Source organism: Acinetobacter sp. P1(2023) (assembly GCF_028367635.1).
Lineage (GTDB): Bacteria > Pseudomonadota > Gammaproteobacteria > Pseudomonadales > Moraxellaceae > Acinetobacter > Acinetobacter pittii_E.
The window spans coordinates 118,876-145,710 of the sequence record NZ_JAQNDD010000007.1 but is presented as its reverse complement, the minus strand read 5'-3'; the positions used below and the strand labels follow the sequence as shown (position 1 = coordinate 145,710).

The window sequence follows — 26,835 nt, the reverse complement described above, 5'->3', positions numbered from 1 at the left end:
GCCTGTTTAAGACTGCTGATAAAAGTTTGGTTTTGCTATGTTTTTGTGAAAAGCGTTGAGTTGAGTTTTTTGAACTTACTATATTTGTATAAGTTTTAATTTTGATGACATTGTTCTGGCCTAAGAAGACAACGCAGTCTGTGTAAGATACAAGCACCAAGATTTTTATTGTTTTTTAATTTCGCTGAGCCTGTTTTTTGTTGACTCTTTAAGAGTGGATTGGCTGAAGAATGGTCATTGGTATTTTGCCTTTTACTTGTAAAGATGAATAAAGGCTTGCTAATGACCAAACTGATAAAGCGATTAATTTATCTGTAGAAATCGATTTCTGGCAAGTAAATGAAAAAGAAGAAATAGGAAGCACTCAAATGAAGTCGGTACTTTGTCATCAAGCAAAATTGCAAGTAGTGGACCAACCGAACTTAACGCCTGCAAAAGGGCAGGTGTTATTGGAAGTGGTGCGATGCGGGATCTGTGGTTCTGATTTACATATGCAGCATCACTGCGACCACATGCATGATCTGGCGGCACGTGTCGGGTTTCATGGTTTAGCGAAGTCTACAGATCCTTTTGTACTAGGACATGAGTTCTGTGGCAAGGTTTTAGATTATGGTCCAAAAACACGTCACAAATTTAAAGCCGATACACTTGTTTGCGCAATGCCGCTTTTAAATGTAGATCAACATGGTTATTTATCTACAGGGCTTTCACCAAATGCATCTGGTGGTTATGCCGAGCAAGTATTGGCTCAATCAAGCTTGATGTTTGAAGTGCCCAATGGTCTAGATGCAGATAGTGCCGCCATGACTGAACCTATGGCGGTTGCATTGCATGCTGTTCGCCGTAGCCGTGTGAAAACCAGTGAGCCTGCTATTGTGATTGGCTGTGGTCCTGTCGGGCTAGGTGTCATATTAATGCTTAAAGCAGCTGGGGTGAAAACTGTAGTTGCCAGCGACTTTTCACCTAACCGCCGTAAGCTTGCTGAGCAATGCGGTGCCGATATTGTGGTAGACCCTAAAGAGACATCGCCATTTGCCAACTGGAAAGAATTTGGTTTGCTTGGCAATGTATCAGATGCGATTAATATGGGTATGGGGCTGTTTGATAAGTTGCAAGCGACACGCTTACCTTGGTGGCATGGATGGCGCATGATTGATAAATTAGGTGCTCTGCCAAAACGTCCTGTTATTTTTGAGTGTGTGGGTGTACCGGGTGTTTTACAGCAAATTATTGAAGGTGCACCTTTATTTTCCCGAATTGTTGGGGTGGGGGTATGCATGCAAAGTGACAGAATCGAACCCGCACTTGCGATTAATAAAGAGTTAGAAATTCAATTTGTGTTGGGATATACACCGCTTGAGTTTAGAGATGCGCTGCATATGATTGCAGAAGGTAAAGTGAACTGCTCACCGCTCATTACCGGTGTTGTCGGCTTAGAGGGTGTTACGAGTGCATTTGAAGCATTACGTGACCCTGAACAACATGCCAAAATCTTGATTGACCCTAAACTTAGCGGTTCAGATATTCAATTGATGAGTCATTAATTCAAAGTCATTTATGCTTAACTAAAAAGATTGTGATCTCATCAATTACAATCTTTTTTTATGTGTATAGAACGTACAAAGTGACTCAGCTAATTTGAATTGCTCTTTAGTTGTTCTAACTCTTGGTAGATCCACTCAACAAATTTTTGAATAGTCGGTGAGATGTCTTGGCTTGAGTGAATGAGATAGTACTTTCGGCTGCCTTTTAGTTTTTTATTAGAAACAATCACCAGTTCTTTTTTTTGTAGTTCAGATTCAATCAACATTTGCGGAATTAAAGCCATTCCCATGTCATGACTGGCGGCAACGGCAAGCATTGAAAATAACTCATGGCGCTGTCCATCAAAAGGCTTAGGGTGCTGCATGTGATGAGTGAGAAACCATTCTTGCCAAATGCTAGGTCGAGTGGTTTGTTGAAGTAGGGGAATTTTTAGCAAATCCTCGCAGCTTAAATCATAGGTATTTTCATTGATCATCACCACATCTGGAAAATACTTTTCGATTAGCCTTGGTGAGCACACAGGTACAATTTCTTCATCCATTAAATAATGTGCTTGTATGCCGGGCCAGTGGTCAATTTGCTGCTGTGTACCCGCAAAAATAGCGGCATCAAAAATATTGTCATTAAATAAAAATGGCTTGGTACTGGTTTCTAAATGAACGGTAATTTCAGGATACTTTTGATTTAAAAGATGAAGTTTAGGTAACAGCCAGCGCGTTGCAAAGGTAGGAACGACGCCTAATTTTAGAGTTCCGCCTAAACCTTTGTGAGAAATCACATCGGCCGTACATTTCTCTAACCCCAATAAATAGGGCTTAATACTTTTGAAATATTGTTGTCCTGCAATGGTCAGCTCAACACCATGTCGAGTACGAATAAATAATTCAACTCCTAAGAAGTCTTCTAACTGCTGAATTTGACGAGAAACTGCACTTTGCGTAATAGATAACTCTTGCGCAGCATAGGTATAACTTAGATGTTTTGCTGCACTTTCAAAGCAAATCAGGCCCTGAATAGACGGGATGCTTCTTCGCATAGATAAATCCTTTTATTTGTCGTCATATTTCGAAAAAGCATATGACCTAAATGCAGAGATCAAAGTTTAGTATAAAAATAAGCCATTTTTAATGAAATACAATGAATTAAATATCTAAATTTAACGCGTCTTGTTTTAAATATGCGTAAGTTGCATATCTGCATGAACATTTATCGTTTGATTACTGCATTTTTCACGCATAACATCGAGTTAAAGAAAGAAGATCAAATCAAGCAGAGGATGCGATGAATCACATGGTGACAACAAAAAAAGCAAAAGTTCAATTTAACTGGCAAGACCCATTTTTAATTGAGCAGCAGCTTACCGAAGATGAGCGCATGATTCGTGATGCGGCTCATGCCTATTGCCAAGAACGTTTGCAACCACGTGTACTTGAACAATTCCGTCATGAAACAACAGACCCATCTATTTTTCGTGAAATGGGAGAGCTTGGTTTACTTGGTCCAACTATTCCTGAGCAATATGGCGGCGCGGGTTTAAACTATGTGAGTTATGGTTTGGTTGCGCGTGAAATTGAATATGTTGACTCGGGTTACCGCTCTATGGCGAGTGTGCAAAGCTCATTGGTGATGGTTCCGATTCATGAATTTGGTACCGAAGAGCAAAAGCAGAAGTACTTACCTAAACTTGCCACTGGTGAATACATTGGTTGTTTCGGTTTGACTGAACCAGACCATGGCTCAGATCCGGGCAGTATGATTACCCGCGCTAAAAAAGTTGACGGTGGTTATCGTTTAACTGGCGCAAAAATGTGGATTACCAACAGTCCAATTGCTGACGTATTTGTCGTTTGGGCAAAAGAAGTTTCTGCTGAAGGCAATGTGGGTGATATTCGCGGCTTTATTTTAGAAAAAGGCTGGGAAGGTCTATCTGCACCTGCCATTCATGGCAAGGTTGGCCTACGTGCATCGATTACGGGTGAAATTGTAATGGATAACGTATTTGTACCTGAGGAAAATGCGTTCCCTGAAATTCGCGGTTTAAAAGGCCCATTTACCTGTTTGAACAGTGCCCGTTATGGTATTGCATGGGGCGCGATGGGAGCTGCTGAATTCTGTTGGCATACTGCACATCAATACACCATGGACCGCAAACAATTTGGCCGTCCGTTGGCTGCAAATCAGTTGATTCAAAAGAAACTGGCAGATATGCAGACTGAAATTGCATTAGGTTTGCAAGTAGCTTTACGTTTTGGGCGTATGAAAGATGAAGGCATTGCATCAGTTGAGGGTACATCTCTAATCAAGCGCAATAACTGTGGGAAAGCGCTTGATATTGCTCGTATGGCACGTGACATGATGGGTGGAAACGGCATTAGTGACGAATTCGGCGTAGCACGTCATTTGGTTAACCTTGAAGTTGTGAACACCTATGAAGGCACACATGACGTTCATGCTTTAATTTTAGGCCGCGCGCAAACAGGCATTGCCGCATTTAGTAACTAACTCATTCATTTTTAAAAGATCGAGGTGTTCTTTCGAGAGCACCTTTAGGGATTTTTACGCAAAAATTTATGGAAAATGACAAGATTCATCGTAAGGATACTCATGTAAAGATGTGCCTCTGTGTACTTAAAAGCAAATGTAAGATGATGAAAATATAGAAGATTAAGTCATACAGAAAACATAAGTAGGCTACCGATGACTCATTTGGGAAAAATGAGGAACTAAAGATGAACAATGACGTTCAAGTAATATCGAAAGAGTTAAGAACTACATTTCCAAGTAACCTTGGAACATATGAAAAGATCGGCCCTCATACATGGAAATGGGCGTTGTTATTTGCCTATTTTGCGATGGTGGTCGATGGCATTGATATTATGCTGCTGTCTTATAGCTTGACCAGTTTAAAGGCAGAGTTTGGTTTAAGTACCTTTCAAGCAGGTGCCTTAGGTAGTGCTTCTTTGGCTGGGATGGGTATTGGCGGTATTTTGGGTGGTTGGGCATGTGACAAGTTTGGTCGTGTACGAACGATTGCCAACTCGGTAACCTTCTTTTCGGTAGCGACTTGCTTATTGGGTTTTACGCAAAGCTTCGAGCAATTTATGACTTTACGTTTTATTGGTGCTTTAGGAATTGGAGCACTCTATATGGCATGTAATACCTTAATGGCTGAATATGTGCCAACCACTTATCGTACAACGGTCTTGGGTACGCTACAGACGGGTCAGACCGTAGGTTATATTGCTGCGACACTCTTAGCGGGGGCGATTATTCCAGATCATGGCTGGCGCGTTTTATTCTTCCTGACTGTAGTACCTGCTTTCGTTAATATTTTCCTGCAACGATTTGTGCCAGAGCCAAAATCTTGGCAGCTCACCAAAATTGAAAGCTTGCAAGGCAACAAACAGCCTAAAGAAATAGCTGTAGCTGAAAAGCCCAAGAGTGGCAGTATCTACAAACAAATTTTTAATAACTTTAAACACCGTAAAATGTTTTTGTTGTGGATGACCACAGCATTCTTCTTGCAGTTCGGTTATTACGGCATTAACAACTGGATGCCAAGTTATTTAGAAACAGAAGTGCATATGAACTTTAAAAACTTAACCAGTTATATGGTGGGTTCATATACCGCAATGATTTTAGGCAAAATTTTAGCAGGGTATCTTGCTGACAAATTTAACCGCCGTGCTGTTTTTGTGTTTGGAACAATTGCCAGCGCTGTATTTTTGCCAATCATTATTTTCTTCAATACCCCTGACAATATTTTGTATTTATTGATCACTTTTGGCTTCTTATATGGCATCCCATACGGTGTAAACGCGACTTATATGGCTGAAAGTTTTTCAACTGATGTGCGCGGAACAGCCATTGGCGGGGCTTATAACATTGGTCGTGTCGGGGCAGCTATTGCACCAGCCACGATTGGATTCTTGGCGTCGGGCGGTACGTTTACCATGGCTTTTATTGTGATGGGCGCTGCGTATTTTGTTGCAGGTGTATTGCCGGGCTTATTTATTAAAGATCGTCAGTACGATCCGCAAAAACAATCATAAACAATGACAAGAAGGTGCGTTGAGTACCTTCTAAAAAGATAAGGGTATCGTTATGGGTGCATTACAAGGAATTCGGGTTTTAGATTTAAGTCGTGTGCTTGCAGGGCCTTGGTGCGGACAGATCTTGGCAGACCTTGGCGCGGAAGTCATTAAAATTGAACGTCCTCGAGTCGGTGATGACACCCGTATGTGGGGACCACCATGGATGCCCGATCAAGATGGAAACATGACCCGTGAATCTGGCTATTTTCAGTGTACCAACCGCAATAAATATTCGGTTGCAGTGGACATTACCACACCTGAAGGTCAGGCCTTAATTTATGAAATTGCCAAAACTGCCGATGTGGTAATTGAAAACTATAAGACAGGGTCTTTGGCTAAATATGGCTTGGACTATGCTTCCTTAAGTGAGCTGAACCCAAATATTGTTTATTGCTCAATTACTGGTTTTGGACAAGATGGCCCACGTGCAGAAGAACCCGGCTATGATTTTATTATTCAGGGTATGTCTGGCTTAATGAGCATTACTGGTGAGCCTGATGATGTGGCAGGCGGTGGTGCGCAAAAGGTTGGCGTGGCTGTTGTAGATATTCAAACAGGGTTGTATTCCACCATTGCTATTCAGGCGGCCTTAATTGCACGCTCGCACACGGGTCGCGGACAATATATTGATATGTCACTCCTTGATGTGCAGGTCGCGGCACTGGCAAATCAGGGAATGAACTATTTAGCTTCAGGTAAAGCCCCGCAGCGCATGGGTAATCAACATCCGAGTATTGTGCCGTATCAAACTTTTAAGGCTAAAGATAAAGAATTTATTATTGCGTGTGGTAACGACAAACAGTTTAAAGATTTGTGCATTGCGATTGATTATCCAGAACTGCTCGAAAATGAAAAGTTTGTACGCAACCAAGACCGCGTCAAGTATCGAAATGAATTGATTCCTTTATTATCGGAGCACTTTTTACAGAAAACTGCTAAAGAATGGGTCGATATGATTCATGCTTTAAAAGTACCTGTAGGTGTTATCAACTCTATTGAGGACGCTTTGGCTGAACCACAAATCGTACATCGCAATTTGGTGGTGAATATTCCTCATCGTTTGAATGAAAACTTCCAAACGATTGGTTCACCAATCAAACTGTCTGATACTCCGGTCGAATATCATCATGCACCGCCAGAGCTGGGTGAACATACTGCTCAGATCTTATTGAGGTTTAAAACAGCAGAAGAACTGGCCGCGTTAAAGGAAAACGGCATTATTGATGGAAAAATTGCTTAATCAAAATCTCATCTATTCAATTGCAGCTCTAGGGCTGCAATTATAAATTTTGATGAATATTAAATAATTGATTAATAGAATTTTTCATGTTTATCACAAGTGTTTCATCGAAACCATCGACTAAAAAGCGGCTAATTAAGCCTTCAATCACCGTATAGATCAGCTCAGATAAAGCTTCACCATTTGGCATATTACAGTTTGCGGCGATGAGTTCTTTAATCCATTGTTTATGGGCTTTTGAAATCGAAATGATGTCTTGATCATCTTGGTTAGATTCTGCGACTGCTCTTACAAATAAACAGCCTTTAAAAAAATCTTGTCTAAACCAGTTGGTATGCCAATCCAGAATCTTATTGATGGCTTCCAACCCAGTTGCATCTCCCACATAGCCCAAAAGGCTTTGCTTAAACCGTTCATCACGAGCAACGAGCACGGACTTAACCAGTTGATTTTTATTTTTATAGTAGGTGTACATCGTGGTTTTAGAGCAGCCAGATTCATCGCGAATCAGGTCGACGCCAACTCCGACAAAACTATTTTCATTAAATAACTTCTCGGCTGTATCTAATATTTTTAAGGCAGATTTAGACATAAAACTTTTCCAAAAAATAAAATAGTACAGATCTGTACTATTTGGAATTTTATCTATATGCTTTTTAAAAAGCAATGTCTGTTTAAGGAAAAAAACTATGTTCTCGATCTTTTATGGCAAAGAAAAACTGGCTTCATCGCCTACTAAAATTGATATTTTACGAAGTCTTATTGGGGGGACGGTCAGTATTTTTATACTTTTGTGGTTGAGCAAGCTCACACACAATATCTTTATCATGGCACCGTTTGGTGCGACCTGTGTATTGCTCTATACCGTGTCTCAGTCACCTTTGGCGCAGCCGAGAAATATTATATTTGGGCATCTTATTTCGGCTTTTGTAGGTTTGTTTTTTCTAAAATTTGTTGGTGTTTCCATTTTTACAATTGCTTTATCAGTGGGCTGTGCTATTGCACTCATGCAGATTTTTAAATGCGTTCATCCACCTGCTGGGGCTAATCCTCTGGTTATTTTGCTTACTGCGAGCAGCATACATTACGAGTGGAGTTTCTTAATTTTCCCTGTTTTGGTGGGTGCAGTGTCTTTAGTTTTGGTAGCGATGCTCATTAATAATATTAAAGCGAGTACCAAGTGGCCGATGTATGGCTTAGGAATTTTAAATAGTAAAAAGTAGGCAAGGTATGAAGTATTTTGAGCTTAAAAATAATAAAAGTATTCACTATGCCAGGATAGTGAATACTTTTGAATGAAATTATGACTTCTTGGAAATACGTTCTTCGATGGCAAATTTGAGTAAAGAAGCACTGCGGTAAAAACCATGTGCGAACTTTCCAAAGGGCATGGTAATAAAGAACGTCATGACCGTGGCTAAATGGAAAATCAGTAAAAGTGCCATGTAAGGGGTATTGCGAAATGCCATGAGTGCTAGCCCTGAAGCACTAACGATAAGTAGAAGGAAAATAAAGCCTCGATCTACAGGTTTTTGCTCACGGTCACCATGCAACGGATGACGTTTAAGATTTAAATAGAGTAAGCCAGATGGTCCGACAACTAAGCCGATTCCACCCAAAGTTCCTAAAATGACAGGCAAGCTTAGGTAAGGATAAGGTGCATGTAGGTCAAGAAAATAATGATATAAAGTCGCTACGCCTGTGGCTGCAAAGCAAAGCATAAAGCCATAAAACGTCAGGTGATGGAACACACGGCGGATTTGTGTGTAACGGTCATCTTGTTCATTACAGCCTTTGCCATGCCCACCATCTAAATATTTAAGTGTTAATACATTTTGGGTGGCTTGAACTAGGTCCGGTTTCTCAACTTTGCCGTGAATGACTTTAGAGGTTTGTCGCCAGAATTTGCTAATTCCAATGCCGAGCAGAACAATCGCAACTGTAAAGGTTGCTCCAAACAATAGGGCTAAAAAGTTATGCGGGAAAATCGCATAGAAATTACCTTGGTAGCCTGCAAACAGGTCGGTGCCTTTGTACCACACCACAGCTAACATGCAAAAGAAGAAAATAAGTGTTAAAGCCGAGACAAAAGGAATACCTACAGACTTATAAAGTCGACCTAAAGGCTGAGGGGTCGCAAATTCTTGATAAGTTTCTAAACGTACTTGCGCCATCGCTTTTGGAATATTTACACCAAACTCATGTGGTGGGGCATATTGGCAAGCATGTAAACAAGCACCACAGTTATGGCACAAGTTTGCGAGGTAATGAATATCGGCTTGGTTAAACTCAAGGCGTTTGGTCATGGCCGCAAATACAGCACAAAATGACTCACAGTAGCGACAAGCATTACAAATTTGTAAGGCTCTTTGAACTTCCTGCTCATGGTCAGAGAGCTGAACAACTGGAATTAGGGCTTTAGTACTAGCATTCATGTTCAACTCCTTGTGAAAGTGCATAGTGGGCTGCATTTTTTCCGGCAATGCGTCCAAACGTCGTTCCGATCGACATACCGACACCTGCGGTATAACCCTGACCAAGTACGTTACCTGCCATCATTTCACCTGCGACAAATAGGTTGTGGCTTGGCTTGTTGTTAAAACGCACAGCAGCATCGTCTTCGACTTTTAAACCTAAATAGGTAAAGGTAATGCCGGGTTTAAGGGCATAGGCATAGAAAGGTGGTTGATCGAGAGGAACGGCCCAATGAGTTTTGTTGGGAACAATATTTTCGGTGGTGCAGTCATCTAAAACGGTATGGTTAAAGGTGCCTTGCACACAGGCTTGATTAAATTCTTCTACGGTATGGCATAAGGTTTTGACATCTAGCCCGATTTTTTCGGCTAACTCTTGAACGCTATTTGCTTTTACGCCAGCAAATACAGGTGGCATAAAGCGACCAATAGCTTTTGAGTCAATAATCGAATAGGCAATTTGCTGGGGTTGTTTGGCAACAAGACGGCCCCAAATCGCATAACGTTTTGGCCAGAAATCTTCGCCTTCATCATAAAAACGTTCGGCTTTATTATTGACCACAATTCCCAAGGAAACGCAGTCAATACGGGTACAAATACCGCCGTCATATAAGGGTGCGCGCGCATCTACAGCGACACAGTGCGATTGTGATGGGTCACCAATAATATCGGCGCCTTGATCTATCATAAATTTGAGCAAGTTGCCCTGATTAAAGCGGGTTCCGCGAATAATGAAATTATCGGCAGGCCATTCGCCGTTTTCATTTTGTCCCCATGCTTCTCTTAACCATTCCAGATTTGACTCAAAACCACCTGCGGCTAATACACAGCTTTTCGCTTTAAATACACGACCATCTTCCGCAATTGCAGCTTCAAAATGTCCTTGGTTTAACTTTAGATCTTTAATTTTTGTGTTGTATAAAATCTCAATACCAAGTTCTTGGGCGCTACGGTAATACGCATTAATAAGGGCTTTGCCGCCACCCATAAAAAAGGCATTGGTACGTGCAACATGCAAAGCACCCGAGAGCGGCGGCTGAAAATTCACACCATGTTTACGCATCCAGTCGCGGCAGGTTGCCGTGCTACGAATGACGAGACGGGCTAAGTGTTCATTGGTTTTGCCCGCAGTGACTTTAAGTAGGTCTTGCCAATATTCTTCTTCTGGGTAGGCATCGACCAATACATCTTGAGGAGCATCATGCATGCAGCGAAGATTACGAGTGTGTTGTGAGTTACCACCACGCCATTCTTTAGGGGCTGCTTCTATTACTAGTACAGAAGCACCACTTTCTTTTGCTGTGAGCGCGGCACACAGTGCGGCATTCCCACCACCAATTACAATCACATCATGCATGGATTTCTCCCTTTCTCAGCTAGGGCTAATGTAGCTTTAAAAGGGAAGATGAAGTGAGAGGCTAAGCTTGAATGGGTGTTTAGTAAAAATAAACACTAATAGCTTAAGTGTTTATGAGTTTCGCACCGGGCCAACGCTTTTCATTAATCAGGTTGGTGACGCAAGCACGAATCACTACTTTCGTAGCTAAAGTAGCAGGCGAGAGTTCTTCTTCAGAGAGGCTAATTAAATAGTTAATACGCTCAATAGCAGGTTCTACAATGCGTAGCAGACCTAAGTCTTGCCGCGCGTTTAATGATGCACCTGCAGGTTGAATGGTTGCCATTTCGAGTTGGCTAATGCTTTCCATTAACAAATGCAGCCCATCAATTTCATACGCCACTTTAAGCTGATGAATTTTCTGTTCGAGCAACAAACGCAGTCCATGTCGCTGGCTCGGTAAAATCAGGGGAAGTTCTTTAAGCTGTGAATGGCTAATAGTTTGACTGTCTATACAGCTTTCAAGATGGTACTGACTCAGCACTTCTTTAGGTGAGATTAAAAACATTTGCTCTTTGACTAAAGGCTGAATGGCCCACTGTGGGTCGACATCATCACTAAAGATGATGGCAACATCAAGCTGCCTTGCATTGACCAATGCTTTGAGGTCACCCGATAAGCCTTCGATTAAACGGACTTTAATGTCGGGGTAACGATTTCTCATGAGTTTTAAAAAGTGCGTGCCTATAACCGACGCAACACTCGGCGAAAAACCGACGGTGACATGACCACTTAAACGTGAAGAATGCGCAGAGTCTACGGCATGTTCTAAGTGCCTAAGCGCCAGTTGAACCTGTTGAAAAAAAGCTAAACCCGCAGGGGTAGGAACCGTACCCAGAGCAGTGCGTTGTAAAAGGCGAATAGAAAGCTCACTTTCTAATTTTGAGATTTGCTGACTTAATGCAGAAGTTCCAATATCGAGATTTTTTGCAGCTTTACCCAAGCTCCCTGACTCGATCACCGCAATAAAATACTTTAATTGTTTAAGTTCCACGGCAAATACTACATTGTCCTTTATTGGTTATTCTACACTGGTTTATCGCTATACATTTTGTTCTATTCCGCTGAGTAAACCAGCAACAGAGTAAAGGCAACATCACCTCAAGACGTTGCCTTTTAGAGCTTTTATTGTTTAACCTGCTCAAGACCCTGTTCTTCAATAATTTGTGTTGCTTGAGGTGATTTCACAAATTTGATGAGTTCTTTTGCAACTTTTGCATGTTCCGAGTTTTTACCAATGCCCGCTGCAAATACAGTGACTTTCTGGTAAGGCGCAGGAATTGGACCGACTAAATCAACTTGACCATATTGGCCAGTAAAAGGTTTGATTTCACTAATTTGCTGGAACCCAATATCAAACTGATCTTCAGCAATACGTTTTGCAACGCGGTCACCGACCACTTTTTCTGCTTTACCAGCAATCACTTTGTATTCGACAGGTGGGAAGCTTGGGAAAACATCTTTTTCAAGATGCGTACCGCTGGCACTTGCTGAATAACCAATGTGCTTGGCATTTAATAAAACTTTTTCGAATTTTGCCGCAGAGCTAATATCTGGTTTTGGTGCACCTTTAGGCACAGCCATGCCAATGCTTGAATTGACTAAAGCACTTTGTGAACTTGGGTCTACATAACCTTTTTCTGCAAGTTTGTTCAGTTCAGGAGCAGCCAACACCACCACATCAAAATGTTCACCGCGGTCGAGTCGATTTGGAATTGCAGTTGGTGATGCGCCCATTGATGAACCAGATGAGAGGTGAACCGTGTGACCAGTTTGCTTTTCAAATATTGGAATGAGTTTTTCCATAGATGAATAGAAACCGCCTGAGCTAATCACTTCGAGCGTATCTGCGTTAGCAAAAGTTGAACCTAAGCCTGCACCAGCTAAGCAAATGGTCATGAAGATAGGGGACTTTTTCATAATGCCTCACTTTAGTTGCGAGAGAGCACAGTACGGAGACTGAAAATCTGCCGTACTGTTCATTAAAATTTCAGATTAAAGTGTGAGTTTTTAAGCGCTGACTTTTGCAGGTTCAGTAATTGCGTCAGGTTTGTTCTGTTTAGAACCGCGACATAGATATAAACTTGAGATGAGGCTACATACCGCAGCAAGCATTAACCAGAAAGCGGGTGTACTTGGGTTGCCAGTATTTTCGACAAGGAAGGTACAAGCCATTGGGGTCATACCACCAAAAATAGCGGCTGCCAGACTGAACGCTAAAGAGAAGCCAACTGTACGCACACGTTTTGGCATCACTTCTGCAAGAGTTGCGACCATGGTGCCGTTGTACATACCAAAGAAGAACGAGAAGTAAGCAAGCGTAATAAGTAGGTTCGTGAAGCTAATATCGCTGACTAACCAGCTTAAAACTGGATAACTTGTAAAGAGAGCAAGTGTGGTAATACCGACTAAAACAGGACGACGACCAATTTTGTCTGAAAGTAAGCCACCCATGGGTAACCAGAAGAAATTAGACAAGCCAACAAACACAGTTGCTAAAAGGCTATCTGTTACTGACATTTCTAAAGTACGTTTTGCATACACTGTGGTGTAAACCGTAATGAAATAGAACGTGGTTGTGGTCATGGCACTCATCATCATGCCGGCAAGTACGATGCGCCAGTTACTCACTAGTGTGCTGAAAATTTCTTTTGAAGATGGATGAGTCTTTTGTGCCTTAAAGTCTTCAGTTTCTTCTAAAGTACGGCGGAACAAGAAGATTAAAGGAATAATCAAACAACCAATTAAGAACGGAATACGCCAGCCCCATTCACCTACTTGAGCATGAGTTAAAATGGTGTTGAGCCAGTAGCCAAGCAACGCTGCAAATACAACAGCAATTTGTTGGCTGCCAGACTGCCAGCTGGTAATAAATCCACGGTTTTTATCTGTTGCAATTTCAGCTAGATAAATCGATACACCGCCAGATTCAACACCTGCCGAGAAGCCTTGTAATAGGCGTCCAATCACCACCAAAATTGGCGCAATAATACCGATGGTTTCATAACCCGGTACAAAGGTAATTAAGATGGTTCCGATTGCCATAAGGCTTAAAGTCACGATAAGACCTTTACGTCGACCAACTCTGTCGACATAAGCGCCCAAGAAAATAGCGCCGAGAGGACGCATAAGAAAGCCCGCAGCAAACACGGTAAATGTCATCATTAAAGAGACATATTCATTTTCAGAGTGGAAAAATTTTGCTGCGATATAAGTGGCATAGAAACCAAAAAGAAAAAAATCGTACTGTTCTAAAAAGTTGCCACTCGTTACATTTAATATTTTTTTAAAAGTAGCCCTACGGTTATTCACGACATCCATTGGAGACCTCCTTGGCCTGACAAAATGGAAACATTCACGATTTTCAATGTTTGGACTTAAATCCGCTCATTCAATAAACCTAAATAGCACATGGGTTAGAGATGAGAATTCATAAGGTCCTTTACAGAAAATGTGATGCCTTGTTTCCAGTTCAAACTACACATCTATAATTCGATAAACAGAAATCCACTTATCATTCGAAAGAAAATGTAATCTCAAACAGAAGGAGGGAGTGAGAGGGCAAAATTAATTAGGTCTTTAATAAAATTAATGACCCTTTATAAAATAATTTCAGAACACGGCCAAATTTGGTTTTGAATTAGCTCTTTTACACAGGCTTTAATTGCCGACTTTGCAGCAAGTGCAGCAGGTGATAATTCTTCTTCGGCAAGGCTGACTAAATAATTAATACGCTCAACCTCAGGATCAATTAACTTCAATAATTGCAGCTTGTGTTTGTATTCTTGCAAGCAAGCACTTCCGGGCCGAACACTGGCAAGGTCAAGGTGAATCAAGCTGTCCATAAGTAAGTGTAAGCCATCAATTTCATAGACGACATTAAGCTGTCCAATCTTGTGTTCAAGCAGTTTTCGTAAGCTATGGCGCTGACGTGGCAACACTAAAGGAATATCACCAATTTGCTGCGACTGAATTACGCCACTTTTAATACAATCACTAAGACCGTATTTTTCAAGTACTTCTTTTCGTGCCATTAAGTACATTTGCTCGCGTACCAAAGGTTGTATTGACCACTGTTTATCAATTTCATTGGTAAAAATAATGGCGATATCAAGTTGACGCGAGTTAATCGACTGAATCAGATTGCCCGAAAGTGTTTCCACAATCTCTAGGCGAATGTCTGGATATCGTTCAGACATTAGTTTCATTAAAGGGATGCCAATTAAAGCGGTAATGGTTGGTGGAAAGCCAAGGCTAACATGGCCTGACAGCCGTGCCGAATGCGCAGCATCTATGGCAAAGTTCACTTGACGTAAAATAAGCTGAGAGTGCTTTAAAAAGGCCAGACCTGCGGGTGTTGGGGTCACACCAAAAGCATTACGCTGCAATAAGCGAATACTTAACTCTTGTTCGAGTTTACTAATCTGCTGACTAATGGCCGAAGCACCCACATCGAGTTTTTGAGCAGCTTTACCAATACTGCCTGATTCAACGACCGTCAAAAAATACTTTATTTGCTTGATTTCCATAATAAATGTATTCGCTCATCATCCTTGATTTGTAGAGGTATGAAGGATTGGGAAATCTATCATGCACTTTAATATTAACAGCAATAAACACAAATGTTTCTTAAAAAAATTGCTCCGCATATTAAAAACTTGAGCACTTTTTATTGTGATTAAAAAGATAATACTCGGGTTGCAGCTACACAAACTCTAATTTTTCAATATGGCATCCATAGTCAAAGATTTGGCGTTTGGAGCTAAGCAGAACTTTAAAAATCTACCTAAAGTGAGGAATCAAAATAAGAAATATCCAGGATGGATTTATGAATTTTGTTGTGAATAAAAAAATATTTATTTTAGGAATAACTTCAATTTGCACAAGCACCTTACATGCCGCAGCATTTGATAAAACAGGACAATCCATATCGGCTTTTTTACAACCGGGCAATTATTTTGAAGCAAATTTAGGAATTACAGATACCGATTTAAGTGGTGTAGAGTCGGGCACCAACCCTTCACATCATTCCATTTCAGATATCGCCAACACAGATTATCGACCTACAGCGGCCTTAAAACTTCAGTTGGCGCCGCAGTATTCATTTGGTCTACTTTACGATCAGCCTTTTGGTGCCGACACAGAATATTCAGGTCTGAATGGTTTTGTCGCAACGCCAAAAGACACGGTGATGTTACCTGGCATTACAACCGCAGGGCTTGCCAATGCTACTTCTGGTCAAGTGCCTACAGGAAATGCAAAATCAGAATTTGATATACAAAATTTAAGCTTTATCTTGGGATATCAACCCACAAAAAACTGGAATCTTTATGCGGGGCCAGTCTATCAGACCTTTAAAAGTCAGGTTGAATTAAGAGGCAATGTATTTAGTCTTTACAACGGTTATGACTTTCATACCAAAACTGTAGGTGACTTGGGGTGGCTAGCAGGGCTTGCCTATCAGATTCCTGAAAAAGCTGTAAAAGTGTCATTAACTTACCGCTCAGCCATTACTCATAAAGTAAACGCGACTGAAAATGCTCCACTCATTGAGATGCTAAGCACGCAGCAAGGTCGTGATTTAGTAAATCAGCACCTAGATTATATGATTTCTATTGGACAAATGACTGAGCAGAAAAAAGCTTATTTAAATCGTATTGTTGCCGAGTTACCAAATGTAGAAGAGTCAGGCACAACCAAGTTTAAATCTCCAGATTCAGTCAATTTAGAGTTTCAAACAGGCCTTCGTCAGGGGACTTTATTGTTCGGGAGTGTGCGCTGGGTAAATTGGAGTGATCTTGCTCTACAGCCTTACCGCTTTGGTGAAATCTCAAAAGTTGTTGGTGGATTATCGACTCCAAGCCGCCCAGAAGGTTTCAACTTGGTTCGTTATTACGATGATCAATGGTCTCTTAATTTAGGGTTAGGGCAACGCTTTTCACCTAAATGGTTAGGTTCGGTGTCAGTTGGTTGGGACTCGGGAGCAGGTGATAAGGTCTCGACGGGTGGGCCAAGCAAAGGGTATTACAACTTAGGCGTGGGTGCTCAATATAGCCCGACATCGCAATATTTTATTTCAGGTGGTGTGAAGTATTACTGGTTAGGCGATGCAAAAGCTCAGCTTGGCGCACAGGCGGGTAGTGACTATTATGTAGGTGAGTTTAAGGATAATCACTCAGTCAGCTATGGCTTAAAAATTGGATATAAATTTTAAAATTAAATCATACATTTATAAGGTTTTTACTACATGAATAAAATATTCAAAAACAGTCTATTTTTAGGTTTGTCGACTTTTATTGCAGGTTATGGAACGGTTCTGCATGCAGAAGCAAGTCCAACAGCTTTACCTACAGTTTCACAAAAAGCGTTAACGATTATTGATGGGCAAATAGAGTGGTTAAATAAGGTCTATAAAGACATTCATGAACACCCTGAACTAGGGTTTATGGAAACGCGAACCTCTGCCATTGTTGCCAAAGAGCTTAAGTCATTAGGTTTTGACGTTAAAACGGGAATAGCCAAAACAGGCGTGGTCGGCATTTTAAAAAACGGTGATGGGCCAACAGTCATGTACCGTGCCGATATGGATGCCAACACAGTTCAAGAAGCCACGGGATTACCCTACGCAAGTAAAGTAAGGGTAAAACTCGATGATGGAACCGAAACACCTGTGGCACATATGTGTGGTCATGATGCCCATGTGACATGGATGCTGAGTATGGCAAAAACCCTAGTTGCTTTAAAAAAGGAATGGAGCGGAACTATTATTTTAGTCGCGCAACCTGCTGAAGAACCGGTAACGGGGGCAAAAGCTATGGTGAGCGATGGTTTATGGACCAAATATAACTTACCAAAACCTGATTATTTCTTTGCAGTTCACACTACCCCTGCACCTGTGGGAACGATAATTAATGCACCGGGTCCACGAATGGCAGGAACCGATCAACTTGATATTCTATTTAAAGGAGTGGGTGGACATGGGTCACTTCCATATTTAACCAAGAACCCGATTAGCATGGCAGCCAATGCCATTACCCAATATCAAACCATTATGGGTAACGCAGTAAATACTCAGCAACCTGCTGCTTTATCTATTGGTTCAGTTCAAGCTGGAAATTCAAATAACGTGATTCCTTCAACCGCGTTAGTCAAAATGAATATGCGCTGGTTTGACCCGAAAGTGCGTGAAACCATGTTAAATAATATTAAGCTCATGAGTGAAGGCGCGGCCGAAATGCAGGGGATGGGTAAAGATCAATTACCTACTTTAACGCTCAAAGGTTCGACCAATCCAGTCATTAATAACAAAGAGTTTTCTGCACGTTTAAATGGGCCGTTAAAAGCATTGTTAGGTGATAAGCAAGTTTTAACCGATTTTCCTCCATTTATGGGTTCAGAAGATGTGCACCATTTGTTAGGTGACCAAAAAGATATTCCTTTTAACTTTATGTTTATTGGTGTGGCGGACCCAGTTGTATTTGCCAATGCAGTAAAACAAGGCAAACCAGTGCCTTATATTCCACATAGTCCTAACTACATTGTGGACTTAAAGGCCTTACCAGTGGGGGCCAAAGTCACAACTGTTTCCATGTTAGAGCTGCTCACTAGAAAGTAAATTGACCATAAAAAAGATGCATTCATATGCATCTTTTTTTTGCTTAAAGGTTTAAAAAACTAAGAGCAAGCCAGATGTTTTTCTCGATAGTGGACGGGTGATAAATTAGTCCAACGACGGAACGCACGTGTAAAGCTACTCACGTCGGTAAAGCCAAGAATATAAGCAATTTCAGTAATATTGTGGCTTGAGTTTTTAATATACGACAAAGCCAGTTCATGCCGAGTTTGATCAAGTAGCTCACTATAAGACGTGTTTTCTGCAGAGAGTTTCCTTTGCAAGCTACGAATACTTAAACCTAAGCTTTTCGCAATTTCTTGCTGTTGAAAATCACCCGTCGATAATTTTTCAATAAGTTTCACTTTCACCCGTGCCAATATATTTTCTTTATCGAATCGGGCCAGATAACGATTAATAATCTCATCATATTCTTGGGTGAGGGTTGGATTTGCACCTTCTAGTGGCTGTTCAATGGTGGATGTATCAAACACAATCATGTCTTTAGGTGCATTAAACACGATCGGGGCTTTTAAAATACTTGTAAACGTTTCCAGATCTTCAGGTTCCGAACGCCTTAACTCAATGCGTAACGGTGAAAAAACAGATCCTTGCAAGGCACGACTTGAGCGAATAAAAACGGAAATAAACGCATCTATTGATTCGGGCTGAACTTCGTCGGGAACATGAATAACGAAATAATGGTTATTTCCTTGCCCATAAAACTCTAGCTCTGGAATATCTGTTACCACACGAAAATAGCGAATAATTCTTAAGAACATTTCTTTTAGGGTAGTGCTGGTAATCAGTGAATGCCCTAACACATGAAAAGTATTTTGGTTGACTTGGCTGGCAACTTTAAGGCCAAAACATGAATCTTGAGTTTTCTGAACTGCTAATTTCCATAAATTTGCTGTTTGTTTTAATGAATAACGTGCATCAGGATTACCGAGAGCCTGAATATCTAAACCCGCTTGTTCTAATAAAGGTTGACTATCAACACCGGCTTTTTCGAGCGCTTTTTGAATCGCTTTCACCCAGCTAGCCAGTGCCGTTGCTGTCTGTGGCATGTTATGTCCTATAACTTGTGACTCATATTCCTGTGAACAGTATAAAAGATTTCAAAACTAAAAAATCTTTTGTTTGTTTTGAATCTTTCTATTTTGGCATCCATAGCCAATAGATTGGCGTTTCGAGCTAAGCACACCTAAAGCGATCTAAATAAAGTAGGGACATGAAAAAACTGAGGAATAACGGATGACCTACATTTATAAAAATCCTGCCGGAATGACCGATAGCGAAAAAACAGAACATATTAAAAAAGTAGTAACCGCGGAAGGTGTGGCTTTACGCAAACGCCATCCTATTTTGAACCATCAAAATGCCATTGGTGCGATGATTTTATTGATATCTTTGGTAGGCATGATCACGGCTGCCATCCTCTATATCAATCATCAACTTTCAGCTTGGTTTGCAATTCCGATTATTGCTTTTTTTGCATCGCTCACCCATGAGTTAGAGCATGATTTGATTCACTGGATGTATTTTAGAAAAAAGCCATGGGCACATCATTTAATGATGGGATTAGTCTGGTTAGCTCGACCAAGTACCATTAACCCGTGGAAACGCCGTGAGCTGCATTTTAACCATCATAAAAACTCGGGTACTGAAGTCGATTTAGAAGAAAGAGCTTTAACCAATGGCGAAAAGTGGAATATACGCCGACTTATCGCGATTGGTGATAATGGTTTTGCAGTTTTACTACGCATTATTGCTGCAAATAATTGGGCGGTTAGAAAAGTCATTTTTAAACGTGCTTTTTTAGCTTATTTTCCGCTTGGTATTATTCACTGGTCATTGTGGTATATCTTTTTAGGATTTCACGCAATTGATACGGTTTCGGGCTGGGCAAATGTACCAATTGCTTGGTCAGCGACCACTTTAAATATCATGCATGTGATTAATATTTTGACTGTGGTTTGGATTGCACCAAATGTGCTGCGTACATTCTGTCTACACTTTGTGACCAGCAATATGCATTACTATGGCGATGTTGAATTGGGCAATGTCATTCAACAAACTCAAGTATTAACGCCGTGGTGGATGATGCCGTTCCAACTGTTTTGCTTTAACTTTGGCTCAACGCATGCCATCCATCATTTTGTAGTAAAAGAACCATTCTACATTCGCCAAATGACGGCACCAGTTGCCCATAAAGTCATGCGTGATATGGGCGTACGGTTTAACGATGTCGGTACTTTTAAAAGAGCAAACCGTTGGAACGTAAATGATTTATCAGAGTCAAAAAGTTAAGAAATAGCTGTTTATCTCATTCAAATGGACTAAGTTCTCTATGAAGGTCTCTTAGTCCATTTATCATTTCTAAGCACCTAAAATAGCGAAATTTCTTTATTTTTCTAAGAAGAAAATGGAAAGCAAATAAATAAATGAAACCCCAAACATGAATTTCACTCAGTTTTGAATGAGACTAAATCATTTTTATTCATGTTGTGATTGCGGTATAAATCTATTCATGCTCTGAAGCGCTCCAGTTATTCACTTTGATAAGACCATAAGGCACAAATCTGACAAGTCTGGAAAGTTTAAAAAGAGCAAAAGTTTTTATTTAGGTTTATCTCAGAAATTAGGGTACTGATCACAATGAGTAAAGAATTTACATTTACGATTAAGAGTATTTGTTTCGATGAGAACTATCGTCCAGCAGACAATACACGTATTACAACCAACTTTGCTAACTTGGCAAGAGGGATGAGCCGCGAAGAAAATTTGCGTAATACATTGCAGATGATCGACAATCGTTTCAATGCCTTAGCTCATTGGGACAACCCTAAAGGCGACCGCTATGGCGTTGAACTTGAAATCATTTCAGTTGAAATGAACATTGATGCCGAAAACCGTGCAAGCGGACTTCCTCTCATCGAAATATTGAAAACCAATATTGTTGATAAGAAAACCAATGAACGCATCGAAGGTATTGTAGGCAATAACTTCTCGTCTTATGTACGTGACTATGACTTTAGTGTGCTTTTGTTAGATCACAACAAAAACAAGTCGACTTTTAGCACGCCAGAAAAGTTTGGTGAATTGCACGGTAATTTGTTTAAGAGCTTTATTAACTCTGAAACTTACAAAGCCAACTTTAAAAAGGCACCTGTGATTTGCTTAAGCGTTTCGACGACTAAAGAGTACCACCGTACTGAAAACGAACATCCTGTTTTAGGCGTGGAATACAAGCAAGAAGACTATTCATTAACTGATGAATATTTCCAAAAAATGGGTTTAAAAGTTCGCTACTTCATGCCGCCAAATAGCGTTGCACCGTTAGCGTTCTATTTTACTGGCGATTTGCTTAGCGATTACACCAACCTTGAGTTGATTAGTACCATTAGTACGATGGAAACCTTCCAAAAGATTTACCGTCCTGAAATTTATAACGCAAATTCAGTGGCAGGAAAATCTTATCAACCAAGCTTGAAACACGAAGATTATTCACTTACTCGAATTGTGTATGACCGTGAAGAACGTAGCCGTTTGGCTATTGAGCAGGGGAAGTTTGTTGAAGAGCAATTTATCAAACCATACCAAGCGATTCTTGAGCAGTGGTCTGCTAATTACGCTCCTAATTAATCAACATACGGGTCATTGATCATGAAAAAATTATTACCAACTTCAACTGCTGGCAGCTTACCAAAACCATCTTGGCTTGCAGAACCTGAAAAGCTTTGGTCGCCTTGGAAACTTGAAAACGAAGGCTTAGCCGAAGGGAAAAAAGACGCGTTACGTTTGGCTTTGCACGAGCAACAACTTGCAGGCATCGACATTGTGAGTGATGGCGAACAAACTCGCCAACACTTTGTGACTACGTTTATTGAACACTTAAATGGCGTAGATTTTGAGAAGCGTGAAACAGTTCGTATTCGTGACCGTTACGATGCAAGCGTGCCTTCTGTGGTCAGTGCGGTGTCTCGTCAAAAGCCTGTGTTTGTTGAAGATGCTAAGTTTTTACGTCAGCAAACCAATCAACCAATTAAATGGGCATTACCTGGCCCAATGACTATGATTGATACGCTTTACGATGGTCACTACAAGAGCCGTGAAAAACTTGCTTGGGAATTTGCCAAAATCTTGAACCAAGAAGCGCGTGAGCTAGAAGCTGCTGGTGTAGACATCATTCAGTTTGACGAACCAGCATTTAACGTATTCTTTGACGAAGTAAATGACTGGGGCATCGCGACTTTAGAGCGTGCAATTGAAGGTCTAAAATGTGAAACTGCGGTCCACATTTGCTACGGTTACGGCATTAAAGCCAACACTGACTGGAAAAAAACACTCGGTTCAGAATGGCGTCAATACGAAGAAGCTTTCCCGAAACTTCAAACGTCGAACATTGATATCATCTCGTTAGAATGTCACAACTCACATGTGCCTATCGATTTACTCGAACTTATTCGCGGTAAAAAAGTCATGGTTGGCGCAATTGATGTTGCATCTAACCAGATTGAAACACCAGAAGAAGTGGCTAACACATTGCGTAAAGCGCTTCAGTTTGTAGATGCTGACAAGCTTTACCCTTGCACAAACTGCGGCATGGCGCCTCTTTCACGTGAAGTGGCACGTGGCAAGTTAAATGCTTTAAGTGCAGGTGCAGAAATCGTTCGCCGAGAACTTACGGGATTTGATCTTACTGCTTAATATTTACCAATAAGTGGTATAAAGGGTTACTTTTTTGATGGCAGTTGATAATCAAACAAGTAGCCCTCATTTTACTTACTACATGTCGCTCTAATCAGATCGCATGTCGATAGTACCTTCCTGATGGAGTTGGGCGGTATAGCAAACACACAGGACAAGGTACGGTTCAATTTAGGAATAATGTCATGGTTCAAGCAACAGACTTTAGAAATGCAATGTCTTTACTCACAAGTGCAGTTAGTGTTGTGACTACGGCAGGCATGTCTGGCCGTTTTGGATTTACTGCCTCTGCTGTTTGTAGTGTGACTGACACACCGCCGACATTATTGGTGTGTATGAACCAATCTGCGAGCTCACATGCACATTTCCTAGATAACAAAATCTTAACTGTGAATGTTTTAGGCGCACACCACGAACATATTTCAAAAGCATTTTCATCTAAACTCACGCCAGAAGAACGCTTTAAACATGGCGAATGGATTGAGTTAGAAACAGGTTCACCTGTGTTAGATGATGCTTTAGTCAGTTTCGATTGTGAGATTGAGCAAATTCAACAAGTCGGCACACACACTATTCTTATTTGTCCGATTGTTGCGATTAAACAAAGCCAGCATGACCAAAGCTTGGTTTATTTTAATCGTGCTTATCACCAAGTGGGACAGACCGAGATTGTCTAATCTGACTTTCCGCTGTGTACTCTCACATTAAAAGTTAAAAGACAGAAATGAATAAGCATGGATCGCTTCATTTAATTTAAAAATACAATTAAATATAATATCTAAAATAATAATTAAGTTAATCTAATGAAAAATAATAATAAATTTAAATACTTGTCATAAAAGCTACATTGACACCTCTAAACTCACAGATTATGCTTTGCGTGCTGGCCTACATTGCCAGTTGGCTTTGACAGGCCAGAACCTAAGACATTGAAAAAATTTGTTTTTTTAATGTAGACTCGTTCGTCCCCCTTTTTTGTTGCGGTAGGACGGAAGGGGGACACCTTCGGGTGTGCTGATTCTTAGGTTCAGTCTGTCAACCCTCTTTCGTTCTGCCACCATTATTTGACAGTAATGCGGTAGGACTTCTTTTACCTAAGGAGTCGCTCATGCGCAACATTTCTATTTTATTGGCAACCATTGCCAAGCCTTTTATTCCAATATCCTTTAGCTCATCTTTAAAACTGTTTAATTGAAAATACGTTTTAAAGCTTTAGCTCGTCACGACTAAAAACTTATATCAACAATAAAACTTGAGATGTGCCAAGCACCGTCTTACGGCTTTGCTGTGCCTTTTTTTCTCCCAGAAAGGGCACAGGCTTTTTATCTCATTTAGAAACAACAAGAATTTATAACGGTAAAACTATGCCAACTTTAGAAATATCTTCCAAAAAATTACAGGTGGTTCAAACCGCTATCCAACTCTTTACAACGCATGGATTTCATAATGCAGGCGTAGACCTAATCATCAAAAAATCCAAAATTCAAAAAGCCACGTTTTATAACTACTTTCACTCAAAAGAACGGCTTGTTGAAATGTGCCTAATCTTTCAAAAAAGCCGACTCAAAGAAGAAGTTCTGGCAATTGTCTATTCACACCGCTACCCAACCGCAGCCGATAAACTCAAAGAAATTGTTCGATTACATGTCGATGTAAATAGCCTTTACCACCTTTTGTTTAAAGCCATTTTTGAAATAAAACAGCTTTACCCAAGGGCTTACCGCATGGCCGTTGAATATCGAAAATGGTTACTTCGAGAGCTTTTTGATTTGGTCTTTAGTCTGGAAAGCAAAGCATTTAACCCAGATGCCAACATGGTATTAAACCTAATTGATGGCTTGATGCTACAAGTGTTGAGTTCAAATAGTGTGGATGAAAGGGATGTGGTGTTGGAGAGGTTTTGGGGGAGGGGGTAAAGAATGATAAGATAAAATTTTTTAAATTAAATAAATTATTTATATCAACAAGATATTATATTAGAGCAAATTTTAATGTTGCTCTAATATATTTTTACTTTTAATCAATATTTTCTAGACATATTTGGGTTATAAATTCCATAAAATTAATAAATTTTGGTTGAATTTTTTGTCGACGAATTTCATTTTCTTCAAATGGTTTAGAAAACATAAATTGTACAAGATTTGATATTTTTTCTTCTTGATCAGGAGCTCCTCCTACTACTATTTCAGAAGAAACATGCAGAGTATGTCTACGAAATAATACTTTACTTAAAGTTTCATCCAAAGATTGACCTATAAAAAAATGCGTAGCCTTTCTTTCATATTGGCTACATACATCACATATCTGAAAAATATCAATATCACCTAATCCTTGTAGGGTAGTTTTTTTCCTAAATTTATTTAATTTTGAAAATAGAATAGATAATTCACCACTTGAAATAGGCATTGCATTTGGATTATGTTTTGATTGGTTAATAATATATTGTTCAACTCTTCCAGATAGAACAAAATGTACATACCAGGGGTCAAAATATTTCAGAGGAGGTAGGGTTGGTAATGATTTTGCTGCAATACTTATTGGTATTTTTACTCCCCTAGGAGCTGCTAAGTCAGTTTTCCAAGATACTTTATCAATATCTTTAATATATTCAGTCAATATTCTCTCATCGTGAACTATATTTAAAAGAATAGGGTATAAAGACTTAGCATCACGGAAATTGATATATCTAATTTCTAACCCAGCGGAGGACAAAATACTATTAAGTTCAATAAGGGTATTGTGTACTTCGGATAATGTGGGTGGTACTTTCCTTCCAAGATGTTCATAAATAGCCATAGGAGATATCGCTAAGTAAGTAGCTCTATCGCTCCAATATTTTACAAAGTTACAAAATGTAAGATATGCCTCTGCTTGGACAGCTCTATGAGGTTGACTTTTTCTATGCTTAATTGCTTGTATTATACAATTATCTAAAACTAAATATATTTCACCCTCAAGTTCATAACTCATTACATAATGTAAAGCAAATTTTTTTATTTCAAGAAAATATGTGAAAATATCTTCTTTAGATTTACCTTTTAAAAATAAATCTATATATTTTTTTAATAATTTAAAAGTTTTTTCATCTGGCATGGGACTAACTCCATAATTTAAAGATATCTAAGTTTTTGAATTTTTATTGAAATTAGAAGTAGTTTTTCTAAAGTAATAAAATCAATATAAGATTATTTGCTAATTAGTATAAAATAAGGATATTGTGGATATAAATAATATTTTTTAAAGGTGCGACACAATATGTCGTTTAGATTTTTATTATGCTTTTTATTTAAGTTTTTCTAAAATATTTTATTTAATTTGTTTATTATTCTTAATAATTAAAATATCAGTCTATTCTTAGGGGTGAAAAAGTCTTAGATATTAATAAGTATAATAAAACTACTATAATAGAAAATTTTATTAAGATTATATAATTAAACTTATTAAAGAGTTAATTTCTTAATTGGTTGTTTATATGGAAAAAATTCACCACCTCTATAAAGATTTCTCATACTCAACATATCCATCTTCAATAGCAGGAATAATCTCTACAAATTCAAAGTAGGGCACTGTACAAAACTCAGAGTCTCGAATCGCATCAATCACAAAATAATAATCTTGCAGAGATGTCGTCTCAAACACAGCAATATCACTGGCTTTAGTACTAAATGCTTCAACGTCATACCAGTGAACTTTTACAGTCGGGTACTTCTCAAAAATAGGTTCAAGCGTTTAGGTCATTACACACTTCAGCATAATTTTCC

Annotated in this window: 22 protein-coding genes and 1 pseudogene; 12 read left to right on the top strand and 11 right to left on the bottom strand. The window is 39.8% G+C overall.

Features of this window, described 5'->3' with window-relative positions:
* The first annotated feature begins 368 nt into the window (after positions 1-368).
* Entirely contained in the window at positions 369-1,544 is a 1,176-nt protein-coding gene (locus POD11_RS12270; protein ID WP_224993365.1) for a zinc-binding dehydrogenase, read from the top strand.
* Between the two features lie 89 nt (positions 1,545-1,633).
* Here POD11_RS12270 and POD11_RS12265 read toward each other — a convergent pair whose 3' ends face one another.
* Positions 1,634-2,581 (bottom strand): LysR substrate-binding domain-containing protein, encoded by a 948-nt coding sequence (locus POD11_RS12265; RefSeq protein ID WP_262457326.1) that lies wholly within the window; start codon positions 2,579-2,581, stop codon positions 1,634-1,636.
* A 245-nt stretch (positions 2,582-2,826) separates the two neighbouring features.
* Between POD11_RS12265 and POD11_RS12260 the strand changes: the two genes are divergently transcribed.
* From POD11_RS12260 to POD11_RS12250, 3 genes are all read left to right on the top strand, one after another.
* Complete coding sequence (locus POD11_RS12260) at positions 2,827-4,047, top strand: acyl-CoA dehydrogenase (protein ID WP_002055095.1); 1,221 nt, start codon at positions 2,827-2,829, stop codon at positions 4,045-4,047.
* Between the two features lie 227 nt (positions 4,048-4,274).
* Positions 4,275-5,597: an MFS transporter gene (locus POD11_RS12255; RefSeq protein ID WP_262457324.1), complete on the top strand. Its 1,323-nt coding sequence runs from the start codon at positions 4,275-4,277 to the stop codon at positions 5,595-5,597.
* A gap of 52 nt (positions 5,598-5,649) precedes the next feature.
* The gene (locus tag POD11_RS12250; RefSeq protein WP_262457323.1) at positions 5,650-6,879 is read left to right on the top strand and encodes a CaiB/BaiF CoA transferase family protein; all 1,230 of its coding nucleotides are present in this window, start codon (positions 5,650-5,652) and stop codon (positions 6,877-6,879) included.
* 40 nt (positions 6,880-6,919) lie between these two features.
* On the opposite strand, the gene POD11_RS12245 is transcribed toward POD11_RS12250, so the two are convergent.
* The gene (locus POD11_RS12245; RefSeq protein WP_262457322.1) at positions 6,920-7,471 is read right to left on the bottom strand and encodes a TetR/AcrR family transcriptional regulator; all 552 of its coding nucleotides are present in this window, start codon (positions 7,469-7,471) and stop codon (positions 6,920-6,922) included.
* Positions 7,472-7,568: 97 nt separating this feature from the next.
* Between POD11_RS12245 and POD11_RS12240 the strand changes: the two genes are divergently transcribed.
* A complete protein-coding gene (locus tag POD11_RS12240; RefSeq protein ID WP_262457321.1) occupies positions 7,569-8,102 on the top strand; it encodes an HPP family protein in 534 nt (177 codons plus the stop codon).
* A gap of 78 nt (positions 8,103-8,180) precedes the next feature.
* Here POD11_RS12240 and tcuB read toward each other — a convergent pair whose 3' ends face one another.
* From tcuB to POD11_RS12210, 6 genes are all read right to left on the bottom strand, one after another.
* The gene (gene tcuB / locus POD11_RS12235) at positions 8,181-9,314 is read right to left on the bottom strand and encodes a tricarballylate utilization 4Fe-4S protein TcuB (RefSeq protein ID WP_262457320.1); all 1,134 of its coding nucleotides are present in this window, start codon (positions 9,312-9,314) and stop codon (positions 8,181-8,183) included.
* Positions 9,304-10,710 (bottom strand): FAD-dependent tricarballylate dehydrogenase TcuA, encoded by a 1,407-nt coding sequence (gene tcuA, locus POD11_RS12230; RefSeq protein WP_239968786.1) that lies wholly within the window; start codon positions 10,708-10,710, stop codon positions 9,304-9,306. The genes tcuB and tcuA overlap by 11 nt, the downstream gene beginning before the upstream one ends.
* A gap of 103 nt (positions 10,711-10,813) precedes the next feature.
* Complete coding sequence (locus tag POD11_RS12225; protein WP_262457319.1) at positions 10,814-11,743, bottom strand: LysR family transcriptional regulator; 930 nt, start codon at positions 11,741-11,743, stop codon at positions 10,814-10,816.
* Between the two features lie 131 nt (positions 11,744-11,874).
* A complete protein-coding gene (locus POD11_RS12220) occupies positions 11,875-12,669 on the bottom strand; it encodes a substrate-binding domain-containing protein (RefSeq protein ID WP_262457318.1) in 795 nt (264 codons plus the stop codon).
* A gap of 90 nt (positions 12,670-12,759) precedes the next feature.
* Positions 12,760-14,070 carry an MFS transporter gene (locus POD11_RS12215; RefSeq protein ID WP_262457317.1) on the bottom strand — a complete coding sequence of 437 codons (1,311 nt, stop codon included), beginning with the start codon at positions 14,068-14,070 and terminating at the stop codon, positions 12,760-12,762.
* A 278-nt stretch (positions 14,071-14,348) separates the two neighbouring features.
* Positions 14,349-15,278: a LysR family transcriptional regulator gene (locus POD11_RS12210; RefSeq protein ID WP_262457316.1), complete on the bottom strand. Its 930-nt coding sequence runs from the start codon at positions 15,276-15,278 to the stop codon at positions 14,349-14,351.
* A 299-nt stretch (positions 15,279-15,577) separates the two neighbouring features.
* Here POD11_RS12210 and POD11_RS12205 point away from each other — a divergent pair, with 299 nt between their 5' ends.
* Both POD11_RS12205 and POD11_RS12200 read left to right on the top strand, forming a co-directional pair.
* Positions 15,578-16,963, top strand: coding sequence for an outer membrane protein transport protein (locus POD11_RS12205; RefSeq protein ID WP_262457315.1), 1,386 nt, complete (start codon positions 15,578-15,580; stop codon positions 16,961-16,963).
* A gap of 33 nt (positions 16,964-16,996) precedes the next feature.
* The gene (locus tag POD11_RS12200; protein WP_262457314.1) at positions 16,997-18,364 is read left to right on the top strand and encodes an amidohydrolase; all 1,368 of its coding nucleotides are present in this window, start codon (positions 16,997-16,999) and stop codon (positions 18,362-18,364) included.
* A 59-nt stretch (positions 18,365-18,423) separates the two neighbouring features.
* Here POD11_RS12200 and POD11_RS12195 read toward each other — a convergent pair whose 3' ends face one another.
* Positions 18,424-19,431: an AraC family transcriptional regulator gene (locus tag POD11_RS12195; protein ID WP_262457313.1), complete on the bottom strand. Its 1,008-nt coding sequence runs from the start codon at positions 19,429-19,431 to the stop codon at positions 18,424-18,426.
* A 217-nt stretch (positions 19,432-19,648) separates the two neighbouring features.
* Here POD11_RS12195 and POD11_RS12190 point away from each other — a divergent pair, with 217 nt between their 5' ends.
* The 5 genes from POD11_RS12190 to POD11_RS12170 all read left to right on the top strand — a co-directional run bounded on the left by POD11_RS12190 (position 19,649) and on the right by POD11_RS12170 (position 24,990).
* Positions 19,649-20,674, top strand: coding sequence for a fatty acid desaturase (locus tag POD11_RS12190; protein ID WP_262457346.1), 1,026 nt, complete (start codon positions 19,649-19,651; stop codon positions 20,672-20,674).
* A gap of 348 nt (positions 20,675-21,022) precedes the next feature.
* Complete coding sequence (locus POD11_RS12185) at positions 21,023-22,009, top strand: DUF1852 domain-containing protein (protein WP_016142103.1); 987 nt, start codon at positions 21,023-21,025, stop codon at positions 22,007-22,009.
* A 21-nt stretch (positions 22,010-22,030) separates the two neighbouring features.
* Positions 22,031-23,074: a methionine synthase gene (locus POD11_RS12180; RefSeq protein WP_262457312.1), complete on the top strand. Its 1,044-nt coding sequence runs from the start codon at positions 22,031-22,033 to the stop codon at positions 23,072-23,074.
* Between the two features lie 185 nt (positions 23,075-23,259).
* Entirely contained in the window at positions 23,260-23,751 is a 492-nt protein-coding gene (locus POD11_RS12175; protein ID WP_004794389.1) for a flavin reductase, read from the top strand.
* Between the two features lie 687 nt (positions 23,752-24,438).
* Positions 24,439-24,990 carry a TetR/AcrR family transcriptional regulator gene (locus tag POD11_RS12170; RefSeq protein ID WP_262457311.1) on the top strand — a complete coding sequence of 184 codons (552 nt, stop codon included), beginning with the start codon at positions 24,439-24,441 and terminating at the stop codon, positions 24,988-24,990.
* A 100-nt stretch (positions 24,991-25,090) separates the two neighbouring features.
* On the opposite strand, the gene POD11_RS12165 is transcribed toward POD11_RS12170, so the two are convergent.
* Positions 25,091-26,167: a hypothetical protein gene (locus tag POD11_RS12165; protein ID WP_262457310.1), complete on the bottom strand. Its 1,077-nt coding sequence runs from the start codon at positions 26,165-26,167 to the stop codon at positions 25,091-25,093.
* 399 nt (positions 26,168-26,566) lie between these two features.
* A pseudogene (locus tag POD11_RS12160) lies at positions 26,567-26,800 on the bottom strand (darcynin family protein); the annotation flags it as partial.
* Between the last annotated feature and the right edge of the window lie 35 nt (positions 26,801-26,835).